The 17,924-nt window shown below is 60.7% G+C and carries 14 protein-coding genes; 6 read left to right on the forward strand and 8 right to left on the reverse strand.

Annotation, left to right across the window (positions count from 1 at the left end; translation table 11 throughout):
* Positions 1-385: 385 nt before the first annotated feature.
* Positions 386-592 carry a cold-shock protein gene (locus PQR53_RS14960; protein WP_007180614.1) on the reverse strand — a complete coding sequence of 69 codons (207 nt, stop codon included), beginning with the start codon at positions 590-592 and terminating at the stop codon, positions 386-388.
* A 558-nt stretch (positions 593-1,150) separates the two neighbouring features.
* On the opposite strand from PQR53_RS14960, the gene clpS reads away from it, so the two are divergent.
* Both clpS and clpA read left to right on the forward strand, forming a co-directional pair.
* Positions 1,151-1,465, forward strand: a complete 315-nt coding sequence (clpS, locus tag PQR53_RS14965) for an ATP-dependent Clp protease adapter ClpS (RefSeq protein ID WP_012434130.1) — start codon at positions 1,151-1,153, stop codon at positions 1,463-1,465.
* A complete protein-coding gene (gene clpA, locus PQR53_RS14970; RefSeq protein ID WP_074765373.1) occupies positions 1,462-3,759 on the forward strand; it encodes an ATP-dependent Clp protease ATP-binding subunit ClpA in 2,298 nt (765 codons plus the stop codon). The genes clpS and clpA overlap by 4 nt, the downstream gene beginning before the upstream one ends.
* A gap of 197 nt (positions 3,760-3,956) precedes the next feature.
* On the opposite strand, the gene PQR53_RS14975 is transcribed toward clpA, so the two are convergent.
* The 7 genes from PQR53_RS14975 to PQR53_RS15005 all read right to left on the reverse strand — a co-directional run bounded on the left by PQR53_RS14975 (position 3,957) and on the right by PQR53_RS15005 (position 13,000).
* Positions 3,957-5,153 carry a DUF3472 domain-containing protein gene (locus PQR53_RS14975; RefSeq protein ID WP_408454979.1) on the reverse strand — a complete coding sequence of 399 codons (1,197 nt, stop codon included), beginning with the start codon at positions 5,151-5,153 and terminating at the stop codon, positions 3,957-3,959.
* A gap of 522 nt (positions 5,154-5,675) precedes the next feature.
* Complete coding sequence (gene dut / locus PQR53_RS14980; protein WP_179733932.1) at positions 5,676-6,122, reverse strand: dUTP diphosphatase; 447 nt, start codon at positions 6,120-6,122, stop codon at positions 5,676-5,678.
* 14 nt (positions 6,123-6,136) lie between these two features.
* On the reverse strand, positions 6,137-7,156 hold the full coding sequence (locus PQR53_RS14985; RefSeq protein WP_408454982.1) for an LLM class flavin-dependent oxidoreductase: 1,020 nt from the start codon (positions 7,154-7,156) through the stop codon (positions 6,137-6,139).
* A 75-nt stretch (positions 7,157-7,231) separates the two neighbouring features.
* The gene (gene coaBC / locus PQR53_RS14990) at positions 7,232-8,446 is read right to left on the reverse strand and encodes a bifunctional phosphopantothenoylcysteine decarboxylase/phosphopantothenate--cysteine ligase CoaBC (RefSeq protein ID WP_408454985.1); all 1,215 of its coding nucleotides are present in this window, start codon (positions 8,444-8,446) and stop codon (positions 7,232-7,234) included.
* A 45-nt stretch (positions 8,447-8,491) separates the two neighbouring features.
* Positions 8,492-8,998, reverse strand: a complete 507-nt coding sequence (lspA, locus tag PQR53_RS14995; protein ID WP_323043263.1) for a signal peptidase II — start codon at positions 8,996-8,998, stop codon at positions 8,492-8,494.
* The gene (gene ileS / locus PQR53_RS15000) at positions 8,998-11,835 is read right to left on the reverse strand and encodes an isoleucine--tRNA ligase (RefSeq protein WP_408454988.1); all 2,838 of its coding nucleotides are present in this window, start codon (positions 11,833-11,835) and stop codon (positions 8,998-9,000) included. Before ileS ends, lspA begins: the two co-directional genes overlap by 1 nt.
* Before the next feature lie 169 nt (positions 11,836-12,004).
* Positions 12,005-13,000 (reverse strand): bifunctional riboflavin kinase/FAD synthetase, encoded by a 996-nt coding sequence (locus PQR53_RS15005; protein ID WP_408454991.1) that lies wholly within the window; start codon positions 12,998-13,000, stop codon positions 12,005-12,007.
* Between the two features lie 118 nt (positions 13,001-13,118).
* On the opposite strand from PQR53_RS15005, the gene purN reads away from it, so the two are divergent.
* The 4 genes from purN (at position 13,119) to PQR53_RS15025 (ending at position 17,860) form a co-directional block, all read left to right on the forward strand.
* Complete coding sequence (purN, locus tag PQR53_RS15010) at positions 13,119-13,772, forward strand: phosphoribosylglycinamide formyltransferase (RefSeq protein WP_408454994.1); 654 nt, start codon at positions 13,119-13,121, stop codon at positions 13,770-13,772.
* A complete protein-coding gene (locus PQR53_RS15015; protein WP_408454997.1) occupies positions 13,769-15,028 on the forward strand; it encodes an RsmB/NOP family class I SAM-dependent RNA methyltransferase in 1,260 nt (419 codons plus the stop codon). Before purN ends, PQR53_RS15015 begins: the two co-directional genes overlap by 4 nt.
* Positions 15,029-15,100: 72 nt before the next feature.
* On the forward strand, positions 15,101-16,459 hold the full coding sequence (locus tag PQR53_RS15020; RefSeq protein WP_408455000.1) for a mechanosensitive ion channel family protein: 1,359 nt from the start codon (positions 15,101-15,103) through the stop codon (positions 16,457-16,459).
* 204 nt (positions 16,460-16,663) lie between these two features.
* Positions 16,664-17,860: a DesA family fatty acid desaturase gene (locus PQR53_RS15025; RefSeq protein WP_408455003.1), complete on the forward strand. Its 1,197-nt coding sequence runs from the start codon at positions 16,664-16,666 to the stop codon at positions 17,858-17,860.
* Positions 17,861-17,924: the final 64 nt, after the last annotated feature.

Consider the following 17,924-nt stretch of genomic DNA (forward strand, 5'->3'; position numbering starts at 1 on the left):
ACGTATCGGCGTCACCCCTGCTGTGGATGTACGGTCGAATTTCCGCCATCAGGGCGTCGCTGTGTTTGAGGGAGATCTGACGCGTAGTCTCGATATGCAGCGCGCGCGGCGGGGGCGCTGCGCCGATTAGCCGACGGCAAGGCGAAGCGGGTCGAAAAGCGAAGCAGCGACCGTTATTTGGGATTTCGCGCCGTCGGTGCAGCGTTGAGCCTCGCATGGTGCGAAGCCGCGCCGCATCCGACACTCTTCCAGCCTTGCCCAATGATCCGACTGGCCCTTTTGCGTCGCATGTCGGGATTGCGATCCGCAATAGGTTAGAAGCCCACGCTCAAAAAAAGAAACCCGGCACGAAGCCGGGTTTCAAAGGATCGGGTAACGAACCGTATCAGGCAGGTGCCTGGATGTTCGATGCCTGTTTGCCTTTCGGGCCTTGCACGACCTCGAAGGTTACTTTTTGACCTTCCTTGAGGGTCTTGAACCCATTCATCTGGATGGCCGAGAAGTGTGCAAACAGATCCTCACCGCCCTCGTCAGGCGTGATAAATCCGAAACCTTTTGCGTCATTGAACCATTTGACCGTACCAGTTGCCATTCCAACTTCCCCTGTAACTCATGTCACTACCACGAGCCCTCGAAAAGCTCGACGACCGCGCGAGGCAGCCGCTCCCTCCTCACAAGCTCACCATCGGCATTTTTTCGATTTATGGCGCAGTGAAAAAAGTGCCAGCTTGATTGTTGAGGCTCTTTATTCGAGTGTCAAGAAAATTTTGAGATGCCGTTGTCGCGTTGCAAACAGGCGTTTTCCAGGGTTTTTCCGGCTTTTATTTTCTTATGTGCGCTTGCGCAAGCGGGCTGTCTTGAAAAGTCGCATAATCGACTCACATGCTGTTCTGCGGGTCGCGCACCGCCGGCTGGCAGGGCAAGGGCGGCGAGCCAGCCTGCATCGGCAGGTTGTGCGATACTCGATCCGACTGCGGCGCGGCATAACCGCGACGCATCACAGGATAGGGGCCGGCTCCGCAAACGGCTCGTCGAATGACGCAACGCTTTGGGGTAATTACCCATCAGAGCGGAAGCGAACGGGCTCACCGGCCGGTTGGCCGGGTTTTGACAGGATTGCGGGCCTGTCCTAGTTGTTTAGAATGGGTGTATGGCGATTATCCCGGACAAGCAGGACGGCACCGTACTGGAGCGGCAGGAAAAGAAGCTGAAGCCGCCGTCCATGTACAAGGTGGTGCTGCTGAATGACGACTTCACGCCAATGGAATTTGTCGTGATGGTCGTGCAGGAATATTTCAATAAAGATCGAGAAACCGCAACGCAGGTTATGTTGAAGGTGCATCGCGAAGGCAGGGGAGTTTGTGGGGTCTATACGCGGGACATCGCGTCGACCAAAGTCGAGCAAGTCGTTACCCACGCACGGCAGGCCGGGCATCCGCTGCAGTGTGTGATGGAGGAAGCATGATTGCCCAGGAACTGGAAGTCAGCCTGCACATGGCGTTCATGGAAGCACGCCAGGCGCGGCACGAGTTCATAACGGTCGAACATCTTTTGCTGGCACTGTTGGACAATCCAACGGCCGCGGAGGTGTTGCGTGCATGCGCGGCCAATATCGAGGATCTGCGCCAGAACCTGCGCAACTTCATTCATGACAACACGCCTACCGTGCCTGGCACGGACGACGTCGACACGCAACCCACGCTGGGTTTCCAGCGTGTGATCCAGCGCGCGATCATGCATGTGCAATCCACCTCGAATGGCAAGAAGGAAGTGACCGGCGCGAATGTGCTGGTCGCGATCTTCGGCGAGAAGGATTCGCATGCGGTGTACTACCTGCAACAGCAGGGCGTGACGCGTCTGGACGTGGTGAATTTCATCTCGCATGGCATCGCCAAGACGAGCAGCACCGACGCCGCGAAAGCGAGCGACGCGAATGCCGAGTCCGACGAAGCCGCCGCGCAGAAGGAAACCCCACTCGCGCAGTTCACGCAGAACCTGAACCAGATGGCGAAAGACGGCCGCATCGATCCGCTGATCGGGCGCGAGTCGGAAGTCGAGCGCGTGGTCCAGGTGCTGTGCCGTCGCCGCAAGAACAATCCGCTACTGGTCGGTGAGGCCGGCGTCGGCAAGACGGCGATCGCCGAAGGGCTGGCCTGGCGCATTACGCGCGGCGAAGTGCCGGATATTCTGGCCGATGCCCAGGTGTATTCGCTCGACATGGGCGCGTTGCTCGCCGGCACCAAGTATCGCGGTGACTTCGAACAACGCCTGAAGACGGTCCTCAAGGAATTGAAGGAACGTCCGCACGCGATCCTGTTCATCGACGAAATCCATACGCTGATCGGCGCGGGCGCTGCGTCGGGCGGCACGCTGGACGCGTCGAATCTGCTGAAGCCGGCGTTGTCGTCGGGCACGCTCAAGTGCATCGGCGCAACCACGTTCACGGAATATCGCGGCATCTTCGAAAAAGACGCGGCATTGTCGCGCCGTTTCCAGAAGGTCGACGTGACCGAGCCGACTGTCGAACAGACGGTGGCGATCCTGCGCGGCCTGAAGTCACGCTTCGAAGAGCATCACGGCGTGAAGTATTCGTCGGGTGCGCTGTCGGCGGCGGCTGAGTTGTCGGCCCGCTTCATCACGGATCGTCATCTGCCGGACAAGGCGATCGACGTGATCGACGAAGCGGGCGCGGCGCAACGCATCCTGCCGAAGTCGAAACAGAAGAAGACCATCGGCAAGAACGAGATCGAAGAAATCATTTCGAAGATCGCCCGTGTCCCGCCGCAAAGCGTGTCGCAAGACGATCGCAGCAAGCTGCAAACGCTGGATCGCGATCTGAAGAGCGTGGTGTTCGGGCAAGACCCGGCCATCGACGCGCTGTCGGCCGCGATCAAGATGGCGCGCGCCGGCCTCGGCAAGCTGGACAAGCCCATTGGTGCATTCCTGTTCTCCGGTCCCACGGGTGTCGGTAAGACCGAAGTGGCGAAGCAACTGGCGTTCACGCTGGGGATCGAGCTGATCCGTTTCGACATGTCGGAATACATGGAGCGTCATGCGGTGAGCCGTTTGATCGGCGCCCCGCCGGGGTATGTCGGTTTCGATCAAGGTGGTTTGCTGACTGAAGCCGTCACGAAGAAGCCGCATTGCGTGCTGTTGCTCGACGAAATCGAGAAGGCGCATCCGGACATCTACAACGTGCTGCTGCAGGTGATGGACCACGGCACGTTGACGGACAACAACGGTCGCAAAGCGGATTTCCGCAACGTCATCATCATCATGACGACGAACGCGGGTGCCGAGGCAATGGGCAAGTCGGTGATCGGCTTCACGAATCGGCGGGAAACCGGCGACGAAATGGTCGACATCAAGCGCATGTTCACGCCGGAGTTCCGTAACCGTCTGGACGCGACGATCAGCTTCCGCTCGCTCGATGAGGAAATCATCATGCGCGTGGTCGACAAGTTCCTCATGCAACTGGAAGATCAGTTGCACGAGAAGAAGGTCGATGCGCTCTTCACCGACGCGCTGCGCAAGCATCTCGCCAAGCACGGTTTCGATCCGCTGATGGGCGCGCGGCCGATGCAGCGTCTGATCCAGGACACGATCCGTCGTGCGCTGGCCGACGAGTTGCTGTTCGGCAAGCTCATGAACGGCGGCCGTGTGACGGTCGACGTGGATGCGGAAGACAAGGTGCAGTTGACCTTCGACGAGCATCCGGCGCCGCGCAATCCGAATCCGGAAGCGGTTGAGGTGGAGTAGGCAGTGATGCTGGCGGTTTGATTCCACACAAGGCGAAACAAGAACGGCGCGCGATGAAATCGGCGCCGTTCTGCTTTTCGTAGGGCGGTAGCTGACTGCCTCGACGTAACCGGGCTTTCATCCGACCGACACGTCTATGTAGACCATAGCCATCGTCAGCATCTTAAATTTCGGATACCCACGAATCCCGGCCGCCCTCAATTCGGGATCACATTCCTCCATTGCTGAAAATCGTTCTCCAGGCATTCGTGTACTCGGATTGACGCCTTGATGTTGCCGTTGTCGGTCGAATCCATGCATAGCCCGGTTCCGGCGTTAAAGTACGCTTGAGTTCGGTTGACCTTAAGCCATTGCTGCTGGGCGCTGTTGTTGCAGGTCGATGTCTTGACCAGATTGTTATTGTCCGCGGTAAGGCACAGTCCCGGGTTACTGGACAGGTGCAGCTTGTAGGTATCATCCTCGGTCAGGATCTGATTTGCGTTACCTCTAAGGCATTGCCATAGTCCGGCTTGCAGCCCGCCGCCCAGCATATCCAGACAGTAAAAATTGACTCGGTTTTGCAAGTGCTTCTGTACAAAGGGTGCGCTTGGATTGACGCTCAGCGTGCATACCTGTTCTGTTGTGCATATAGATTTCGCGACTGAAGCACAATTACCATAAGTATTCGAACTGCTGCTAGTGGGCCTTACCGTTCCGCCATTCGCCTGTGGTGAGCCGTATACCGCAATTGCTTCCGGAACATCCGAACACGATGAGTGTTGTTCATTACCTTGAGCAAAATTCTCCACCCACTCCTGAAGATTTTTGAGTCCACCATAGTTTGTCGGCACGATTATTGTTGCAACCGTTGTCACCTGGCCGGTTCGAGTATTCGTGATTGATGCGGTCCAGCCATCAATACCAGACCTCGCCACTTTTATTCGATAAGTGACGCCTTCCTTCCAGGGGAAGGTTATCCGACATTGCACCCCGCTCCCCTCGTGACCGAAATGTGAGCAATTGGTCCCGGTAGCGTCCCGCCATCCGGTCGCACCCCAGATGGAAAAATTCAGGGCCTTGTCATTTCCATTGCCACTTTGAAGGCCAACGTAACCACCTTCTTGAGTACCGGTGTAACTCCATTGATGTGCCCAGTAGGTTCTTCCATTTAATCCTGGCGCTCTGGTCACCGTTATAAAGAATTCCATATCGGTGTATCCATCGGATATTTGTGGCCATGTTCTATTGATGGTCGCCATGCCGCCAGCTACGACCGCGTGAGCAACATATGGCGCGAGGACATTCAATGCGAGCGCGATGTTAAGAAATGCCATGAGAAATTTTTTTCGTGCCGGATTGCAAAAAAAATAACTACAAATGGATTGAATAATGATATTTCTCAAAAAGCATTTCATAGTCAAGTATTCCTAAATAATTGACGAAAATATAAATATGAGCCGATGTGCCGGAAAATTTGGGTCAATGAGATTTTCGTCTCACGGGGAATTGCAGAGATTTTCTTTAATTCTTATATTTATTTATTTGCGATCATATCAATCGTCAACTTGAATGCAATGTTAACTGTATTTTCGGATTTGATTTTTACCTGCGGAACGGGATGCATGCCCGTAATCAGAACATTTATAGCCTCATCGAACTGAGTTTCGCTCGGTTGTGCGACGCTCTTCAGTGGGTGGTCTTTTGAGTAAATTGTAAGACGATGGGGCCGCGAGTCAACGCTCATACCGTCGCAGGTTATTCCCGAAGTCGACGCATTGGGAGCAAGTGCATGACTGGGAGACGCGCCGTCCGGTTGATGGCCGGGCGGCGTTAATTCATGTGCGAAATAAGCCGGTGCCAACTTCAGTGGATTGGACGTTAGCCGTGGTTAATGGGGCGCATTTCCAACGGGACTTTGCAAACGCCAAGGCCGCACCTCAATGCTTGCCCGTGCTACCAAAACCGCCGGCGCCTCGCTCGCTTTCCGCGAAATCATCCACGATATTGAACTCGGCCTGGACCACCGGCACGATCACGAGTTGCGCGAGGCGCTCCAGCGGATTCAGCACGAAGGTGGTCTCGCCACGATTCCACGTCGAGATCATCAGCTGACCCTGGTAATCCGAATCGATCAGGCCGACCAGGTTGCCCAGCACGATGCCGTGCTTATGGCCCAGACCCGAGCGGGGCAGAATCAACGCCGCATAACCCGGATCGCCGACGTGAATCGCCAGACCCGTTGGCACCAGCGCTGTTTCGCCGGGTTTCAGCGTCAACGGTTCGTCGAGGCAGGCACGCAGGTCGAGGCCCGCGCTGCCCGTGGTTGCGTAGGCCGGGAGTTGGTCGCGCATGCGCGCATCGAGAATCTTCAGATCGAGTTTCATGCAGGGTCGAAGGTTTAAGGGGTGGAGGCCGGGCGTCCGAGCTGGAACGCATCGGCGAGAAGTTCATAGGAGCGCAGCCGCGCGCGGTAGCTGCCCGAGACGGTGAGTACGATCAATTCGTCGGCCTGGAACTGCTCCTGCAGGGCGTGGAGTCGCTCAGTCACCGTTTCCGGTGTGCCGATGATGCTGCGCGGCTTCTCGCGGTCGATCACGAGGCGCTCGCGTTCGCCATATTCCTGCGCGATGCCTTGTTCAATGGTCGGGATCGGTTCATTCAAGCCATAAGCCATTTGCACGCGACGCAGGTCGACGGCCTTTTCCAGGTCGGCTGCTTCCTGTTCGGTGTCCGCGCAGATCACGAATACGGCTGCGGCCAGATAGGATTGTTGCGCTTCCTGGCTGGCTTTGAAGCGCTCGCGATAGGCCTGCGCGACCTGGTGCCCGAAATGCGCGTTGATGAAATGCGCAAACGCAAAGCGGATGCCGAGCTGTGCCGCCAACAGGCCGCCGAATTCGCTCGAACCGAGCATCCAGAGTTGTGGACGTGTGTCGACTTGCGGTTGCAGCAGCACACCGTGCGCGAGATGACCTTCGGGCAGCGTGCCGTGCATCAGGCCGACCAGATCCGCGACTTGCTGCGGAAAAATGTCGCCGCGATTGTAGGCGCCGGCCGCTACCGCTTGCGCCGTATGCATATCGCCGCCCGGCGCGCGTCCCACGCCAAGGTCAATGCGATTCGGAAACAGCGCCTCGAGCATCATGAATTGCTCGGCAACCTTGAACGGGCTGTAGTACGGCAGCATGATGCCGCCCGAGCCCAGGCGAATGCGTCGAGTCACACTGCCGAGGCGCGCCAGCATCACTTCGGGGCACGGATTGGACACGCCGCGCAAGCCATGGTGTTCAGCACACCAGTAGCGCGTGTAGCCGAGATCATCGGCAAGTTGCGCGAGTTCGACGGTGGCGGCGATCGCGTCCGCCACCGAGTGCCCGTCGATCACGGGCGTTTGATCGAGCACGGAAAGTAGCGTCATGGCAGTACTGCTCCAGATGATTCGGTGCGCTAGAGGCGGTGGCGGCGAACGCGGCAGGCGCCGCCGCGCGCGGTTTTAGCGGATCAGACTTGTGTCGGGCAGACGTCTGGCAATCTCGACGATCAAGGCGCGCGCGAGCGTCTGCTTGTCGGCGCGCGGCAGCTTCGTGGCGCCCCCTGCCTCGAACAGGATCACCTCGTTGTCGTCGAGACCGAAAGTCAGCGGGCCGAGATTGCCGATCAGAAGCGGCACGTTCTTGCGTACGCGCTTCTCTTCGCCATGCACTTCGAGGTCGCCGCTCTCCGCTGCAAAGCCGACTGCAAACGGCGGATGCGGCAGCTTGGCGACCGCCGCCAGAATATCCGGATTCTCGACGAACGTGAAAGTGGGCAGGGCGCGATCGGCGGTCTTCTTGATCTTGTGGTCGCTGGCATGATCGACGCGCCAATCCGCCACCGCGGCCACGCCGATGAAGATGTCGGCGTCGGCGACCGAGCGCATCACCGCGTCGTGCATCTGCTGCGCGGTTTGCACGTCTTCGCGGAACACGCCCCACGGCGTTTCCAGCGCGACCGGGCCCGCGACCAGATGCACTTCGGCGCCCGCTTGCTGGGCGGCGCGCGCGAGTGCGAAGCCCATTTTGCCGCTCGAACGGTTGGTGATGCCGCGTACCGGATCGAGTGGTTCGAAGGTTGGCCCCGCCGTCAGCAACACGCGACGGCCGGCCAGGATCTTGGGCGAGAAGAACGAGGCGATTGCCTCAAAGGTGGCGGCGGCTTCCAACATGCGCCCATCGCCGGTTTCGCCGCACGCTTGCGGACCTGAGTCCGGCCCGAGCACTTCGACGCCATCGCCGCGCAGTTGCGTGACGTTGCGCTGGGTGGCGGGGTTCTGCCACATCTGCCGGTTCATCGCCGGTACGACGAGCAGCGGACAATCGCGTGCGACACACAGCGTCGAGAGCAGATCGTCGGCCATGCCGTGCGCGAGTTTGGCGAGGAAGTCGGTCGAGGCGGGCGCGACGACGATCGCGTCGGCTTCACGCGAGAGGTCGATGTGCGCCATGTTGTTCGGCACGCGTCCATCCCATTGGCTCGTGTAGACCGGACGCCCCGACAACGCCTGCATGGTGACGGGGGTGATGAACTGCGTGGCCGCTTCGGTCATGACGACCTGCACGGTCGCGCCGGCCTTGGTCAACAGGCGCGTGAGTTCGGCAATCTTGTAGCAGGCAATGCCGCCCGTCATGCCGAGGACGAGGTGTTTTCCTGCGAGTTCTGCGGTTGCCAACGAAAGCCTCCGACAAAGCGTGGTGGCGGGCGGGGCCCAAGCTTATTATCGCGAGCCGCGCACGCGCCGCAACTCGTCGAGCACGAGCAGGATTGCACCGATCGTGATCGCGCTGTCGGCGAGATTGAACGCCGGCCAGTGCCACGTGCGTACATGAAAGTCGAGAAAGTCGATCACATGGCCGTACGCGAGCCGGTCGATCACGTTGCCGAGTGCACCACCGAGTATCAGCGAAAGCGCCGCGCAGAACATTTTTTGCCCGCCGTGACGCTTGAGCAGGTAGCAGATCACCAGGGCCGCGACCACGCCGAGCGCGGTGAACGCCCAGCGCTGCCAGCCGCCCGCCATCGCGAGGAAACTGAAGGCGGCGCCGCGGTTGTACACGAGGATCAGGTTGAAAAACGGCGCGACCTCATGCGGAACACCGTAGGCGAACACCTTCTGGACCGCGATCTTGGTGAGCTGATCGAACAGGATCACAATCAGCGCGACGCCGAGCCACGGTGCCAGCGAACTGTTGCTGGCCGACGTTTTCGACATGGTTTTTGCCATTATGCCGCGCTCCTCGTTTCACCGCTGCCGAACAGATTGCTGAAGCAGCGTCCGCACAGCGTGGGGTGGTCGGCGTGCGCACCGACGTCCGAGCGGTAGTTCCAGCAGCGTTCGCACTTCAGATACTTCGAGGCGATCACGTCGACGCTTTCTTCCGCTTCGCTATCGACCTTGACGACGCTCGCCGCCGACGTGATCAGCACGAATTTCAGGTCGTCGGCGAGGCTCGCGAGCGCGTCGTAACGCGCACCGCTCGCGCGGATTTCGACTTCCGCCTGCAGCGACGAACCGATCAGGTTCGCGACGCGCGCTTCTTCCAACGCCTTGGTCACGTCGCTCCGCGCGGCGCGCAGCAGCGTCCATTTGTCGAGCAGCTCGCCGGCGTCCGGCACTGCCGGAAACGCATGATAAGTCTCGGTGAAGATCGTTTCGCTGTTCGGCTGGAAAATCTTCCACGCTTCTTCGGCAGTGAACGACAGGAACGGCGCCATCTGGCGCAGCAGGCCATGCGCGATGTGATACAGCGCGGTCTGAGCCGAACGGCGCGCGACGGAGTCGGCCGCCGTGGTGTACAGGCGGTCTTTCAGCACGTCCAGATAGAAGCCGCCCAGGTCTTCCGAGCAGAACGTCTGCAGCTTCGCAACCACCGGATGGAACTCGTACTTGTCGTAGTGCGACAGGATGTCGTTTTGCAGATTCGCCGACAACGCCACCGCATAGCGATCGATCTCGAGCCAGTCTTCGACCGGACGCGCGTGTTGCGCGAAGTCGAAATCCGACAGGTTCGCGAGCAGGAAGCGCAGCGTGTTGCGGATACGGCGATAGCCTTCGGTCACGCGCTTCAGGATTTCTTCGGAGATCGCCAGCTCACCGGAGTAATCGGTCGACGCGATCCACAAACGGATGATTTCCGCGCCGAGGCGATTCGCCACCTCATGCGGATCGATACCGTTGCCGAGCGACTTGCTCATCTTGCGGCCTTCGCCGTCGACGGTGAAGCCGTGCGTGAGCAGCGCGTTGTACGGCGGGCGGCCGTCGAGCATCGAGGCGGTCAGCAGCGACGAGTGGAACCAGCCGCGATGCTGGTCCGAGCCTTCCAGATACAGGTCGGCCGGGAATTGCAGTTCATTTTTATGCGAGCCGCGCAGCACGTGCCAGTGCGTCGTGCCCGAATCGAACCAGACGTCGAGCGTGTCGCGGTTCTTCTCGTACATGTTGGCGTCGTCGCCGAGCAGTTCACGCGGGTCGAGCGTTTGCCACGCTTCGATGCCGGCCTTCTCGACGCGTTGCGCGACTTGTTCAAGCAACTCCAGCGTGCGCGGATGCAGCTCGCCGGTTTCCTTGTGCACGAAAAACGCCATCGGCACGCCCCATTGACGCTGACGCGACAGCGTCCAGTCCGGGCGGTTGGCGATCATGCTGAACAGGCGCTGCTTGCCCCATGACGGATAGAAGGCGGTGTTTTCGATGCCTTCGAGCGCGGTTTCGCGCAGCGTCTTGTCGGTGTCGTTCGGCTTCACGTCCATGCCGGCGAACCATTGTGAGGTGGCACGGTAGATGATCGGCGTTTTGTGGCGCCAGCAGTGCATGTAGCTGTGCGTGTAGTTCTCGGTGCGCATCAGCGAACCGGCGTTCTGCAGCGCCTCGACGATCTGCGGGTTGGCCGCCCAGATCGACAGGCCGCCGAACAGCGCCAGCGATTCGATATAGCGGCCGTCGCCCATCACCGGGTTGATGATGTCGGAATCCGACATGCCGTGCGCCTTGCACGACACGAAGTCTTCTACGCCATACGCCGGCGACGAATGCACGACACCCGTACCCGTTTCAGTCGTCACGTAGTCGCCGAGATAAACCGGCGCGGTGCGCTTGTAGCTCGGATGCGCCACGGCGAGCGGGTGATTGAAGCGCAGGTTCACGAGCTTCGCACCCGGCGTGGTCGCGATGACCGCGCCTTCGAGGCCGTATTGCTTCAGGCAGGCTTCAACGCGTTCTTCCGCAAGAATCAGCAGACCGCGCGGCGTATCGACCAGCGCGTAGATGACTTCCGGATGCAGGTTCAGCGCCTGGTTGGCGGGGATGGTCCACGGCGTGGTGGTCCAGATCACGATGCCGCCTTCATTGCGCGGCAGCGCGCTCAGGCCGAACGCCTGCGCGGTCTTTTCCGGCTCGGCGAAGCTGAATAGCACGTCGATGGTCGGATCGGTCTTGTCCTTGTATTCGACTTCCGCCTCGGCCAGCGCCGAGCCGCAGTCGAAACACCAGTTGACCGGCTTCAGGCCGCGGAACACGTAGCCTTTTTCCATGATCTTCGCGAGCGCGCGGATTTCGCCGGCTTCGTTCGTGAAGTTCATCGTCTTGTACGGATTGTCCCAGTCGCCGAGCACGCCCAGACGGCGGAAGCCGATCTTCTGCTTTTCGATCTGCTCAGTCGCGTAGGCGCGCGCCTTCTGCATCACCTCAGCGGCCGGCAGCGATTTGCCGAACTGCTTTTCGATCTGGATTTCGATCGGCATGCCGTGGCAATCCCAGCCCGGCACGTAGACCGCGTCGAAGCCCGCCAGATTGCGCGCCTTGACGATCATGTCCTTCAGGATCTTGTTCACCGCGTGGCCGAGGTGGATGTCGCCGTTCGCATACGGCGGGCCGTCGTGCAGGATGAACTTCTTACGGCCTTTGCTGGCCGCACGAATCGTCTCGTAGACCTTGCGTTCCTGCCATTCCTTGACCCATTGCGGCTCGCGTTTGGGCAGGTCGCCACGCATCGGGAACGGCGTGTCGAGCAGGTTGACCGGGTAGCGTGACTGCGGTTTCGAATCGGCTTTCTTGTTGCTCATGATGAGGTCGCGGTGAATTCTTTCTAAGCGCAGCGAGGCTGCGGTAAGCGCAAGATGCGCAGGGCGTGGGGCGCGCCCGGCAGGCATGTCGCGTGATCCACGGACGCCCTTCGATGCGCGCAGCGGTGGGTACATGCAGCACTCCGTGCGCTGGCATGTACCGCGGCGGCTATCTAATTCGGTCGGTGGCCGAGGTGGCGAAACCGGTGGAACGGCTGCCCGGCGTGCCGGCGCCGACAGCCGCGAACCATGCGCGGGCATTGGCGACGTCGCGCGAGATCGCGGCAGTCAGCGTTTCGAGGTCGACGTATTTTTCCTCGTCACGCAGCTTCTTCAGGAATTCGACGCGCACGAGTTTGCCATACGCGTCGCCGTGCCAGTCGAGTAGATGCACTTCCAGTAGCACGCGGCCGGAATCGTCGACGGTGGGGCGCAGGCCGAGGCTAGCGACGCCGGGCAACGGTTTGTCCGCCACACCATGCACGCGCACCACGAAAATACCGGCCAGCGCCGGGCGTTTGTGGGCGATCGTGAGATTCAGCGTGGGGAAACCGAGGTCTCGGCCGAGCTTCATGCCGTGCACGACGTGCCCGCTGATCAGATAATCGCGGCCCAGTGCGGCACGCGCCGAGTCGAGATCGCCCGCCACCAGCGCAGTGCGTACGCCCGAGCTGGAAATGCGCGCGCCGGACGGATCGGCAACCGTGGCCATCTGCTCGACTTCGAAACCGTGCTGTTGGCCCGCGGCCTTGAGCGACGCGAAATCGCCCGCGCGCTTCGCGCCGTAGCGGAAATCGTCGCCGATCATCACCCAGCGGGCATGCAGCCCATTGACGATGATCCGTTCGACAAACGCGTCCGGCGACTGGCTGGCGAACGTGTGATTGAAATGCTCGACCACCACACGATCGACGCCGTTGGTGCGGAGCGCCTCGAGCTTGTCGCGCAGCATTGCGATCCGCGGCGGCGCGCCGGCCGGGTTGAAGAACTCGCGTGGGTGCGGCTCGAAGGTCATCACACAGACGGGCAGGCCGCGTGCGTCGGCTGCGGCCCGGACGTGGGCGAGCAAAGCCTGATGGCCGCGGTGGACACCGTCGAAGTTGCCGATGGTCAGTGCGCAGGGCGCACGGCTTTCAGCATTGGGAAGACCGCGGAAGACTCTCACGATAGCGGGTTTAAGGTAGGGCGGGCGAGGTGCCGCAAAACAAACGATTATAAACGCTCAGCGCACGAGACGGCGGCGCGTCGCCGTTTCAGTGCCCCTCGAATGATAAAATCCGCGGATGAAAAAACTCGTCATCCTGATTTCCGGACGGGGAAGCAATATGGAGGCTATCATTCGCGCCTGCGCGGACGAGGGCTGGGCGGCGCAAGTCGCCGCCGTGATTGCCAACCGTCCCGACGCTGCGGGCCTTGAATTCGCCGCGTCGCACGGTATTGCCACGGCGGTGGTCGACCACCGCCAGTTTGCCGGGCGCGACAGCTTCGACGCCGCGCTCGCGCAAACCATCGACAGCTTTGCGCCCGATCTGGTCGTGCTCGCGGGCTTCATGCGAGTGCTCACGGCCGGTTTCGTCGACCATTACGCCGGGCGCATGCTGAACGTGCATCCGTCGCTGCTGCCGAGCTTTCCGGGGCTTAAGACTCATCAACAGGCATTGGACGCCGGCGTGCGGCTGCACGGCGCGTCGGTGCATTTTGTCACGTCGCAGCTGGATCACGGGCCGATCGTCGCGCAGGCGGCCGTCCCCGTCGAGGCTGGCGACACCCCCGCCATGCTCGCCGAACGCGTGCTGGCAACCGAACACATTATTTATCCACGCGCGGTGCGCTGGTTCGTCGAAGGGCGTCTTGCTCTCGACGGCTTGCGTGTCACGCTTACGCCGCCGGAGCCGCAATGGCTCTTTGCCGGTCACACCGCCGGAGAGGGCGCATGAGATTACATGGTTTTTTGATTGGACAAACCGAGACTTTGCTGGCTGAAGTCCTGAAACTAAGCGGCCCGGCCGACGCCACGACGAGCCGCTTTTTCCGCGCGCATCCGAAGCTCGGGCACGGCGAGCGCGGCGTGATCGCCGAGGCGGTCTTCGCCGTGTTGCGCCGTCGGATGGAATTCGCCCACCTGGCCGAAGGCGGCGCGGGCAGCCCGGCGCGCCGCATGGCCTTGCTGGGACTGATGCAGACAGCTGGCCGCACCGCGCTCAAGCCGTTTTTGTCGGACACCGAATCGCACTGGCTCGAACACGTCGCGAAGATCGATCCGGAAAGCCTGCCGCTGCGGATTCGCCTGAATCTGCCTGACTGGATCTATCAAGCACTCTCCAGGCGTTTCGAGGCTGCGGAATTGGCGCAACTGGCCGCCGCGCTGAATTATCCGGCGCCGCTGGACCTGCGCACGAACCCGATCAAGGCAAGCCGCGACGACGTGCTGAACGCGCTGTCGAAGGCCGGCATCGAAGGCGGCGCCACGCCGTTCGCGCCGTTCGGCGTGCGGGTGGTCGGCAAGCCGCCGCTCACCAAGCTCGACGCTTTCCAGAACGGCTGGGTCGAAGTCCAGGACGAAGGCAGCCAGTTGCTGTGTTCGCTGGTCGCGCCCAAGCGCGGCGAAATGATCGTCGACTTCTGCGCGGGCGCGGGCGGCAAGACGCTGGCGCTGGGCGCGGCAATGCGCTCAACTGGGCGTCTCTATGCATTCGACATCTCCGAGCGTCGTCTGGCCAAGCTCAAGCCGCGTCTTGCGCGCAGCGGCCTGTCGAACGTGAATCCGGTGCTGATCGACAGTGAACACGACGCGAAGATCAAGCGCCTGGCCGGCAAGATCGACCGCGTGCTGGTCGACGCGCCGTGCAGCGGCCTGGGTACGCTGCGCCGTAATCCGGACCTGAAGTGGCGCCAGTCGCCTGAATCGGTCGCCGAACTGGCGCCGAAGCAGGCGTCGATTCTGGCCAGCGCCTCGCGCCTCGTGAAGAAGGGCGGCCGTCTCGTCTACGCAACCTGCTCGATTCTGGAAGCGGAAAACGAAGCCGTCGTGCAGCAATTCCTCGCCGACCATCCGGACTTCGCCCTGGTACCTGCGCGCGACGTGCTGGTCGAACAGCGCATCGACCTGGAAATGGGCGATTATCTGTCGCTGTGGCCGCACCGCCATGCCACCGACGGCTTCTTCGCCGCCGTGCTGGAACGCCAGAGCTAACTGCAACCGGCTATCTGCCGGCGCGGCCAGGTTCTCTCCCGAACACGGCGCGCCGGCGATTTCGGCGACATCATGCAAAACCGCATTTTTCCGCACATGTTCGGCGACCTTGCGCGCGACTTCGGCCAGCCGGTGATGTTGTGGCAGATCGGCGTGCTGATTGGCACGCTCATCATTGCGTGGCTGCTCGCGCGGCTGTTGCGCCGGGCGCTCGATTTGCGGCGCCAGACGCGTTACCAGACCCTGCGTTTTGGTGCGGAAAGCCTGAATCGCGCATTCTTTCCCCTGATCGGCGCGGCACTCGTCTGGCTCGCGCGGGCGATCACCGACCCGTTCATGCACACGGCGCTGCTCGACCTGGCGCTGGTGCCCTTGTTCGGTATCGGCCTGATTTACATCGTGTTTTTCTTCGCGCGACGAGTGTTCAGCCAGGGCGGCGAGACTCATCCGTGGCTATTTCTCGTTGAGAAAATCGTCTCGCTGGTCGTGTGGATCGGCATGGTGCTCACCGTGGTGGGCATTCAGGACGACGTGGTCGCGTGGATGGGCAGCGTGCATTTCCGCGTCGCCAATGCCCATATGACGCTGCTGTCGCTCATCACGGGTCTTCTGTGGGTCTGCGTGACGATGATTGTCGCGATGTGGCTGGGCTCGGCGTTCGAAGACCGCCTGATTCGCTCCACCACGCTCGACGCCAACCTGAAAGTGGTCGTGGCGCGCGTCGGCCGTGCGCTGTTCGTGCTGGGGGCGGTGCTGATCAGCCTGTCACTGGTCGGCATCGATATTACGGTGCTGGGCGTGTTCGGCGGCGCGCTGGGGGTCGGGCTTGGCTTCGGGCTGCAGAAGATCGCGAGCAACTACGTCTCGGGCTTCATCATTCTGATCGATCGCTCGCTACGCATCGGCGACACGATCAATGTCAGCGGCTTGCAAGGCATGGTCACGCAGATTCGCACGCGCTATACCGTGGTGCGTGGGCTGGACGGCATCGAAACGCTAATTCCGAACGAAAAGCTGATTACGGACGTGGTGCAGAACCAGTCCTCCTATCTAACGCGCGGCTACGCCAAGTTGGCCGTGCAGGTCGCATACACGTCCGACGTCGAGCAGGCGATGGCGTTGCTTGCGCAAGCGGCTCAGGGCGTCGCGCGGGTGCTGCAGGAGCCGGCGCCTACCGCTTATCTGGCGAGCTTCGGCCCTGACGGCATTAATCTCGAACTGGGCTTCTGGATCGAGGACGCGGCGACGGGCACTTCGAGCGTCCGCTCGGCCGTCAATCGCAACATCTGGCGTTTGTTCTCCGAACACGACATCGCAATTCCTTTCGCGCAACGCGAAGTGCGAATAGTCGGCAACATGAGCGACGCAATGCCGCAAGCGGTAACAATGACCGCTCCTCCTGCGGCTAATCCCGCCGATAGCGCCCATTGACGGGCACTTCGAACCCGCTGGAAGGTCTAACAGGATCTCTCCGGCGAGTTCCATCCCCTTGATACCGCACAAAAAATCCCTATTTGTTACAAACACTTGGAACGCTTCAAGTAGAATATCGTCCAATCCCGCTGTATGCTTTCACTTTCTTGACACGCGCATTTTGCGTCTGTCTGGCGTCTCTTGTTCCACAGGTAAATTGCCTTGTTGAATTCCTTGCTCGATTTCCTTGCCCACGGCGTGCTGCACTTCTCGTGGTGGCAACTTGTGCTGTACACGCTGGTCGCGACACACATCACGATCATCGGCGTGACGGTGTATTTGCATCGCTGCCAGGCGCACCGCGCGCTGGAGTTGCATCCGGCCGTCAGTCATTTTTTCCGTTTCTGGCTGTGGATGACCACCGGCATGTTGACCGGCCAATGGGCCGCGATTCACCGTAAGCACCACGCCAAGTGCGAGACCGAAGAAGATCCGCACAGCCCGCAAACGCGCGGCATCTGGAAGGTGCTGCTGGAAGGCGCGGAGCTGTACCGTTCCGAAGCCAAGAATGAAGAAACCATGCGCAAGTTCAGTCACGGCACCCCGAATGACTGGATGGAACGCAACGTGTACACCAAGTACCCGATCCTCGGCGTGAGCCTGATGATGGTGCTGAACGTCGCGTTGTTCGGCGTGGTCGGTCTGACGATCTGGGCCGTGCAGATGGTGTGGATTCCGTTCTGGGCAGCCGGCGTGGTGAATGGTCTCGCGCACTGGTGGGGCTACCGCAACTTCAATTCGTCGGATGCGAGCACCAACATTTTTCCGTGGGGCATCCTCATCGGCGGTGAAGAGTTGCATAACAATCACCACACGTATGCTACGTCGGCCAAGCTGTCGAACAAGTGGTATGAGTTCGATATCGGCTGGATGTATATCCGCATCATGTCGGCGTTCCGCCTGGCCAAGGTGAAGAAGATCGCACCTACGCCGCGTCTGACCACCGGCAAGTTGGTGCTCGATGAGGACACGTTGCAAGCCGTGCTGGCCAACCGCTACGAAGTGATGGCGCGTTACGGCAAGGCGCTCAAGCGTGCTTACCGCCAGGAGTTGGCGCATCTGAAGGAAGTTGGCGCGCGCGAGAAGTATCAGGTAATGCGCGGTGCGCGTAGCTGGTTCCACAAGGAAGAGGCGGGTCTCGACGAGCCGCAGAAGCGCCAGTTGCCGCAAATCTTCGCGAACAGCCAGAAGCTCAAGACCTACATCGACATGCGCAATGAACTGGCGGCCATGTGGGAGCGTTCGAATGCATCGCGCGATCAATTGCTGATTCAATTGCAAGACTGGTGTCATCGCGCCGAACAGAGCGGTATCAAAGCGCTCCAGGAATTCGCGCTGCGTCTGCGCCGTTATGCTTGATCGTATGCCTGAGCGCGAAATCTATTAAAATTTCGTTACGTCACAAAACCCCGCGTTGGCGGGG

This window comes from Paraburkholderia fungorum (assembly GCF_046027605.1).
In the GTDB taxonomy this organism is placed as follows: domain Bacteria; phylum Pseudomonadota; class Gammaproteobacteria; order Burkholderiales; family Burkholderiaceae; genus Paraburkholderia; species Paraburkholderia fungorum_F.